Here is a 6,778-nt window from a genome sequence, read left to right as displayed (position 1 = left end):
CCCATCACATCAGGACACCGGACGGAAACCAGCGCCGTCAGGCGGAACCCAAGATCTGAAACAGAACACGCCTCATGGGGCGAGCCCAGACCTCAAAACCAGGTCACTAGGAGATGCTCCTCAGCGGCCCGGGGCGGGGGGCTCTTCGAGGAGCTCGGGCCCGTTGTTGCGCACGTTGTTGACCGCGGTCGACACGGCGCGGACGTCGAGCCTGCCGCCCGCAGGAGCGGCGAGCAGGGCGCGCAGCGCGTCCGGGTCCTGGTGCGACGGGTCGAGCCAGGCCTCGTAGTCCGCCGGGGCGAGGGCCAGCGGCATCCGGGGGTGGACCCGGCCGGCCGCGTCGGTGGCCTCGGTCGTGATGATCGTGCAGGTCGCCCACCAGGCCGCCGGATCGTCGTCGTCGGTGACGGCGGAGTCGCGCCAGAACTCGTACAGCCCGGCCATCGCCATCACCTCGCCGTCCTCGGGGCGGATGAAGTACGGCTGCTTGTAGGCCTTCACGGAACCGGAGGCGGGCACGGGCTCCCACTCGTAGAACCCGTCGGCGGGCAGCAGGCACCGCCGCTTGGCGAAGGCGCGCCGGTAGGCGGGCTTCTCGTGCACCGTCTCCACCCGCGCATTGATCATCTTCGCGCCGCCGGACAGGCTCTTCGACCACGAGGGCACCAGCCCCCAGCGCAAGGGGCGCAGTTGCCGCTCCAGTACCCCGCTCTCCCGGTCCGCGCGCTCCAGTACCGCCCACACGGCGTCGGTGGGGGCGACGTTCCAGCTCGGCTCCAGCACGTGCCCCGGATCCGGGGGCGTGGCCTGGAACAGGCCGGACAGGTCCTCGGGACTGCGGGTGGAAGCGTAACGGCCGCACATACCGTCCACCCTGCCGGCTGAACCGGGCCGGCGCGGGCTACGCCGCGAAGTCTCCCGGGCCGGGGCCGTCGTGGCGGTTCACCTGATGGATCCGCAGCGCGAGTTGGAGCTCCAGTGCCCGCTCCGGGCGCTGCCAGTCCCGGCCGAGCAGGCTGCCGATGCGCTCCAGGCGCTGCACGACGGTGTTGACGTGCACGTGGAGGGCCTCGGCGGCACGGGACCGGCTGGCGCCCGCGTCGAAGTAGGCCCGCAGGGTGTGGGCGAGGTCGGTGCCGCGCTTCGCGTCGTACGCGAGCACGGGGCCCAGGGTCTGCCGTACGTAGCCGCCCAGATCCGTCTGGTCGCCGAGCAGCACGCCGAGGAAGCCCAGGTCGTGGAGGGCGGCGCCGGTGCCTTCGCGACCCAGGGCGCACAGTGCGGTCCGGCAGCGGCCGGCCTCGGCGTAGGCGCCGGCGAACTCCGCGGGACCGGTGACCGGACCGGCGGCTCCGACGGTGACGGGAGCGGCGAGGGCCTGGCGCAGCTCGCCGGCGAGGCCTGCGGCGACGGGTCCGGGGCCGCCGCCGGGCACCTCGGCGGGGCAGACGAGGACGACGTCCTCGTGGTGCGGCCCGGCCAGCCCCTTCCGGGCCTGGGCGATGCGGGCGGCGGCGGCCAGGAGGCGGGCCCGGGGCACGGCCGTGGTGTGCAGGACGAACACCGCGTGCGGGTGGCCCAGGTCCACACCGAGCCGGCGGGCGCGCGCCGACAGGCCGGCCGGGTCGGCGGCCCGGGTGAGGAGGTCGCCCAGCAATTCGCCCCGGATCCGGTCCTCGGTCTCGGCGACCGAGCGGCGCAGGAGCAGCAGCAGGGCGGTGACCAGGCTGGCACGCTCGAAGAGCCGGCGGTCGGCGTCGTCGAGGTCGGCGCGGCCGGTCAGGGCGATGCTGCCGAGCAGTTCCTGCCCGGCGAGGACCGCGCACACCCACGTTCCGTGGACGAAGACGGCGCGTCCGCCGGCCCGCGAGGCGGTGACGGCCTCGGCGGACGGGGGCCGCGGGTCGGTGCCCGCCCGGGCGAGTTCGGCCCCCTCGGCGTCGTGGACGAGGGTGCCGCCCTGCAGGACGGTGCCGATGGCGGTGGCCACGTCGGTGACGTCGCCGCCGCGCAGCACCAGGTCGGTGAGCCGGTCGTGGGCGTCCTCGGCGCGGCGCATGGCCTCGTTGTGCGCCTCGATGGTGCGCGAGGCCGCGTTGAGTTCGACGAGTGCGGTGCGCGTCTCGTCCAGCAGGCGGGCGCCGTCGATGGCGATGGCGGCGTGGTCGGCGAGCGAGGACAGCAGGGCGACCTCGTCGGGCGTGAAGGTACGGGCGGTGCGGTCGGCCGCGTAGAGGACGCCGATCACCCGGGTGCCCAGGCGTAGCGGTACGCCGAGGATGGCGCGGAGGCCCTCCTCGGTGACGGCGGTGTCGATGGTCGTGGTGTGCCTGAAGCGCCGGTCGTCGCGGTAGTCGCCGGTGGAGTACGGGCGGGCGGTCTCGGCGACCAGTCCGCCCAGCCCCTCCCCCATGCCCAGGCGCACCTGCTGGAACGCGGCGGAGACCGAGCCGTCCGTCACCCGCATGTACGTGTCGCCCGCCTCCTCGTCGTTGAGGGACAGGTACGTCACGTCCGTGCCGAGGAGCGACTTGGCCCGGTGGACGATGGCCTTCAGCACGGCGTCCGGCTCGCGGAGGCGGGCGAGGTCGCCCGCGGTGTCGAAGAGGGCGGCGAGTTCGGCCTCGCGGCGGCGGTGCTGGCCGAGGGTGCGGCGGATGCGGAGTGCGACGCGGGTCGCGTCCGCGACCACCGCCGCTTCCGCGTCGGAGAGTTCAGGGTCCTGGAAGGCCTCGACGGGCGCGCCCTGGTCCAGCAGGTCCAGGAGGGTGCGCAGCCGCGACAGCGCGCCGGTGGCGCGGGTCCCGCTGTCTTCGGTGGTGGGCATCGGGTGCTCTCCGTGCTGCTCGACGCTGACGTGGGCGGCGCCGTTCGAGCCGGCGCCGCCCACGCCCAGCAGGCCTGTCCTGTCGGTCCTGTCGGTCCTGTCTGACCTGTCTGACCTGTCGCTACGGTCCGTACGGTCGGTCCGGTCAGGCCCGGAAGGTCAGTTGTCGGCCGGCACCGGGTCGTGCCCGGCCCGACGGGTGGCCGGGACCGGGCCCCGTGCCGGCGTGTGTTCCCCGGTCAGGCTACGCCCGCGGGTCTCCTTGGCCACCAGGACGGTCAGCGTGGTGACCGCGGCCGCCGCGGCGAGGTAGACCGAGACGGGCAGGGACGAGTCGTAGTCGCGCAGCAGGGCCACGGCGATGATCGGGGCGAGCGCGCCACCGAGGATGGAAGCCAGCTGGGAACCCATCGAGGCGCCGGAGTAACGGACTTCGGTGGCGAACATCTCGGAGATGAAGGCCGCCTGCGGTCCGTACATCGCGCCGTGCAGGAGCAGCCCGACGGTCACGGCCGCGGCGATCACCGGGAAGGACTTGGAGTCCAGCAGCGCGAAGAACGCGAAGGCCCAACCGATCATGCCCACCGAGCCGATGAGGGTGACGGCGCGGCGCCCGATCCGGTCGGACAGCGCGCCCCAGGCCGGGATGGCCACGAAGTGGACGGCGGAGCCGATGAGTACGGCGTTCAGGCCGTCGCTCTTGGGCAGCCCGAGGTGGCTGGTGACGTAGACGAGGAGGAAGGCGGTGATGACGTAGTACGAGATGTTCTCGCCGAGGCGGGTACCGATCGCGGTCAGGACCCCGCGCCAGTTCGTTCGGAACACCTCGGCCACCGGCGGCTTGGCCTCGGCCCCGGCGGCGGCCTGCTCCGCGGCCCGGGCCTGTGCCTCCAGGAAGACCGGGGACTCCGAGACCGACACCCGGATCCACAGGCCGATCATCACCAGCACCCCGGAGAGCAGGAACGGGATCCGCCAGCCCCAGGCGAGGAAGGCCGCGTCGGACTGTACGGCGGCCAGGACGGCCAGCACCCCGGTGGCCAGCAGATTGCCTCCGGGCGCGCCGGCCTGCGGCCAGGAGGCCCAGAAGCCGCGGCTCGCGTCGTCCCCGTGCTCGGAGACCAGCAGTACCGCCCCGCCCCACTCGCCGCCGAGCGCGAACCCTTGGATCAGGCGCAGGAGGGTGAGGAGGACCGGGGCGCCGACGCCGATGCTCGCGTGGGTGGGGAGCAGGCCCATGGCGAAGGTGGCCCCGCCCATGAGGAGCAGGCTGAGGACGAGCAGCCGCTTCCGCCCGATCTTGTCCCCGTAGTGGCCGAAGACCAGCCCGCCGAGCGGGCGGGCCGCGAAGCCGATCGCATAGGTCAGGAACGCGAGGAGGGTTCCGACGAGGGGCTCGCTGCCGGGGAAGAACAGCTCGTTGAAGACGAGTGCGGCGGCCGACCCGTAGAGGAAGAAGTCGTACCACTCGATGGTGGTGCCGATCAGGCTGGCGGCGACGATCCTCCGGATGGATCCGGATGTCGCAGGAGCGGTCTCGGGGGAGGCCATGAACACCACTTCCAGGCGGTCGACGAGGAGCTTCCGTGTCGCCACAACGTAGAAGTCGCCAGGTCCGCCGCATATGTGGCTACCCATCACATTCAGGCACCCTCCTATGTGTCCCACGGCCACACGCGCGTGGGACTCTGGGCGAGAGCCGTGCGCTGGGCCGGAGTGAGCCTGCCGTGCTGGGCTGTGACCAGGTGGGCGCCGGAGGGGGTGCGCCGGAGTGTCAGTGGTCCGCAGACCTCCGGCTGGTGCTCGGCGGCTTGCACAGCAGTGGCGGCGCGCGCCTGTGGCCAGCCGAGGGCGGCGGCGAGTTCACGGGTGGCGAGGGGCCGGGCCGCGTGGAGGAGAGCGGCGAGTACGGTAACCGCGTCGTCGAGGGCCACGGTGACCGACGGGCTGGTCATGTCCCGGTGGACTCCGACGAAGAACTGCCGCATTGCCTCAAGCCGTGCTCCTGCCGGGGTGCCGGGGCCGAACAGGTCAGCACCCACCTGCGCGGTCTCGGCCCACACCGCGTTCCTCCGGGCGCTGTTCAGCCAGGCGCGGAGCCAGACGTCGTCGTCGATGACGTAGCGTGCGCGGCGACGGCCGGGCTCGTGCTCGCGTGTGAGGACATCGAGCCCTTCGAGGTACCCCACGGCCTTGGACACCGAGGCTGGGCTGACCCGCAGCCGTTGGACGAGTTCCGCAGCAGTCCGCGCCCCGGAGGGGGCAGTTACCAGGCAGGCCAGCACCCTGGCGGCCGTGCGGGGCAGTCCGGTCCCGACCAGCATGGCAGCGAACCTGTCCGCGTAGGCGTGGACGGCGTCGGGGTCCCGCCCGTGCGTGGCCTCGGCGTCGGCGGCCGGTTGTGTCGCGGGCCGAGGCGGCCGGTTGCGTCGCTGCCAGGCGCTGGCCCGGTCGGCGTGTTCCGCGCGGTAGCCGCCGGGCCCGCCGTTGCGGGCAACCTCCCTGCTGACGGTCGAAGTCGGCCGGCCCAGCCGTCGCCCGATCGCGGCGTACGGCAAGTCCTCGGCCAGTCCCGCCTCGATGTCCCTGCGGTCCTCCGCGGTGAGTCGCCCGCCGCCCATGTCCGCCCTCCCACCCGTGGGCACCGCGAGCCGGCCGAACGCGACCGTCTCCGCACGCCCGTGCCATGCGTTGCGTTAGCCGTCACCGGCAACGCTACAAGATCCGGGAAACTCCCCGGTTCCCGGAGCTTCCTTCGCTTGCACCGCTTCTGTGGACACACGTGCAACGTAGCTTTCAGGTGTCGCGAAAAGCTGAAACCAAGGGGTTCACATGGAAGATGGCACGCCCGCGGTGCACGTCACCCGCAGGAACCACGACGCCGCCCGGCGTGTGCTCGACCGAGCGGTGCGGGAAGGGGAAGCACCGGGAATTCTTGCGGAGGTACGTGACGGTGACGGGCACTGGTTCGGCACGGCGGGGGTCGCCGACACACGGACAGGTCGGGCGCGCGGGCACGAGGACCGGTTCCGGATCGGCAGCATCACCAAGACCTTCACCGCCACAGTGGTCCTGCAACTCGTGGGCGAGGGCCAACTGGCCCTGGAGGACACGGTGGAGCGATGGCTGCCGGGCGTGCTCACCGGGAACGGGCACGACGGCAACACGATCACTGTCCGACAGCTCCTCGACCACACCAGCGGAGTCTTCAGCTACACCCACGACCAGCCGGCACTCAGTAGGCAGGAGAGCTACACGCCCGAAGAACTCGTGGAGATCGCCGTATCGCATCCGGCCGACTTCCCGGCGGGGACGGGTTGGGCGTACTCCAATACCAACTACGTTCTCGCAGGGATGATCGTTGAGCACGTGACCGGCCGGATGCTCGCCGATGAGATCACCGACCGTCTCGCCCGCCCGCTCGACCTGACGGGAACCGGCCTGCCGCTCGGCGCCGACCCGACTCTTCCCGGACCGCATTCGAGCCACTACACCAAACTGTTCTCCCCCGACCCGAACGCCACGGTCCACGACGTCACGGAACTGGAGACGAGTCCGTACTGGGCGGCGGGCGGCATGGTCTCCACCCTCGCCGACCTCAACCGGTTCTTCGCAGCACTGCTCGCAGGGCGCCTCCTCCGGCCGGAGCAGCAGCACGAGATGTTCACCATGGTCCCGACGGAAGGCTGGCTTCCGGGTGCCGCCTACGGTCTCGGGGTTTCCCGCCTGACCCTGCCTTCCGGCACGGTGGTCTGGGGCATGGGCGGCGCACTCTTCGGCTCCTGGTCGTACGTCTACGGCATACGCGAGGGCACACACATGCTCGCGGTGAACATCAACGCCGACTGGGCGGCAGGACCTTGGGAGGACCCCATCGGCATCTTCACCGACCTCCTGGAGGCCGAGTTCGGCCGCAGTGCCGACTCAGGTACCGCATGAGGCGATCAGGCA

Annotated in this window: 5 protein-coding genes; 1 reads left to right on the top strand and 4 read right to left on the bottom strand. The window is 72.1% G+C overall.

The genetic code is table 11. The features are described from left to right. Positions 1 to 120: 120 nt before the first annotated feature. From AB8A24_RS06765 to AB8A24_RS06750, 4 genes are all read right to left on the bottom strand, one after another. Complete coding sequence (locus AB8A24_RS06765; RefSeq protein ID WP_328965042.1) at positions 121 to 864, bottom strand: SOS response-associated peptidase; 744 nt, start codon at positions 862 to 864, stop codon at positions 121 to 123. 37 nt (positions 865 to 901) lie between these two features. Then, complete coding sequence (locus AB8A24_RS06760) at positions 902 to 2,827, bottom strand: helix-turn-helix domain-containing protein (RefSeq protein ID WP_369475131.1); 1,926 nt, start codon at positions 2,825 to 2,827, stop codon at positions 902 to 904. Positions 2,828 to 2,986: 159 nt separating this feature from the next. Beyond that, on the bottom strand, positions 2,987 to 4,378 hold the full coding sequence (locus AB8A24_RS06755; protein WP_369475135.1) for an MFS transporter: 1,392 nt from the start codon (positions 4,376 to 4,378) through the stop codon (positions 2,987 to 2,989). Between the two features lie 104 nt (positions 4,379 to 4,482). Beyond that, positions 4,483 to 5,448 (bottom strand): MarR family transcriptional regulator, encoded by a 966-nt coding sequence (locus tag AB8A24_RS06750; protein ID WP_369475130.1) that lies wholly within the window; start codon positions 5,446 to 5,448, stop codon positions 4,483 to 4,485. Positions 5,449 to 5,659: 211 nt separating this feature from the next. Between AB8A24_RS06750 and AB8A24_RS06745 the strand changes: the two genes are divergently transcribed. Beyond that, a complete protein-coding gene (locus AB8A24_RS06745; protein WP_369475129.1) occupies positions 5,660 to 6,766 on the top strand; it encodes a serine hydrolase domain-containing protein in 1,107 nt (368 codons plus the stop codon). Positions 6,767 to 6,778 lie beyond the last annotated feature (12 nt).

Source organism: Streptomyces sp. BF23-19 (assembly GCF_041106355.1).
Lineage (GTDB): Bacteria > Actinomycetota > Actinomycetes > Streptomycetales > Streptomycetaceae > Streptomyces > Streptomyces virginiae_A.
Note: the sequence above shows the minus strand (reverse complement) of the source record. Positions and strands in the feature narration are given on the sequence as shown.

Coding starts and splice junctions, on each gene's coding strand:
- AB8A24_RS06760 (WP_369475131.1), bottom strand. CDS start 2,827: ATGCCCACCACCGAAGACAGCGGGACCCGCGCCACCGGCGCGCTGTCG.
- AB8A24_RS06745 (WP_369475129.1), top strand. CDS start 5,660: ATGGAAGATGGCACGCCCGCGGTGCACGTCACCCGCAGGAACCACGAC.
- AB8A24_RS06755 (WP_369475135.1), bottom strand. CDS start 4,378: ATGGCCTCCCCCGAGACCGCTCCTGCGACATCCGGATCCATCCGGAGG.
- AB8A24_RS06750 (WP_369475130.1), bottom strand. CDS start 5,448: ATGGGCGGCGGGCGACTCACCGCGGAGGACCGCAGGGACATCGAGGCG.
- AB8A24_RS06765 (WP_328965042.1), bottom strand. CDS start 864: ATGTGCGGCCGTTACGCTTCCACCCGCAGTCCCGAGGACCTGTCCGGC.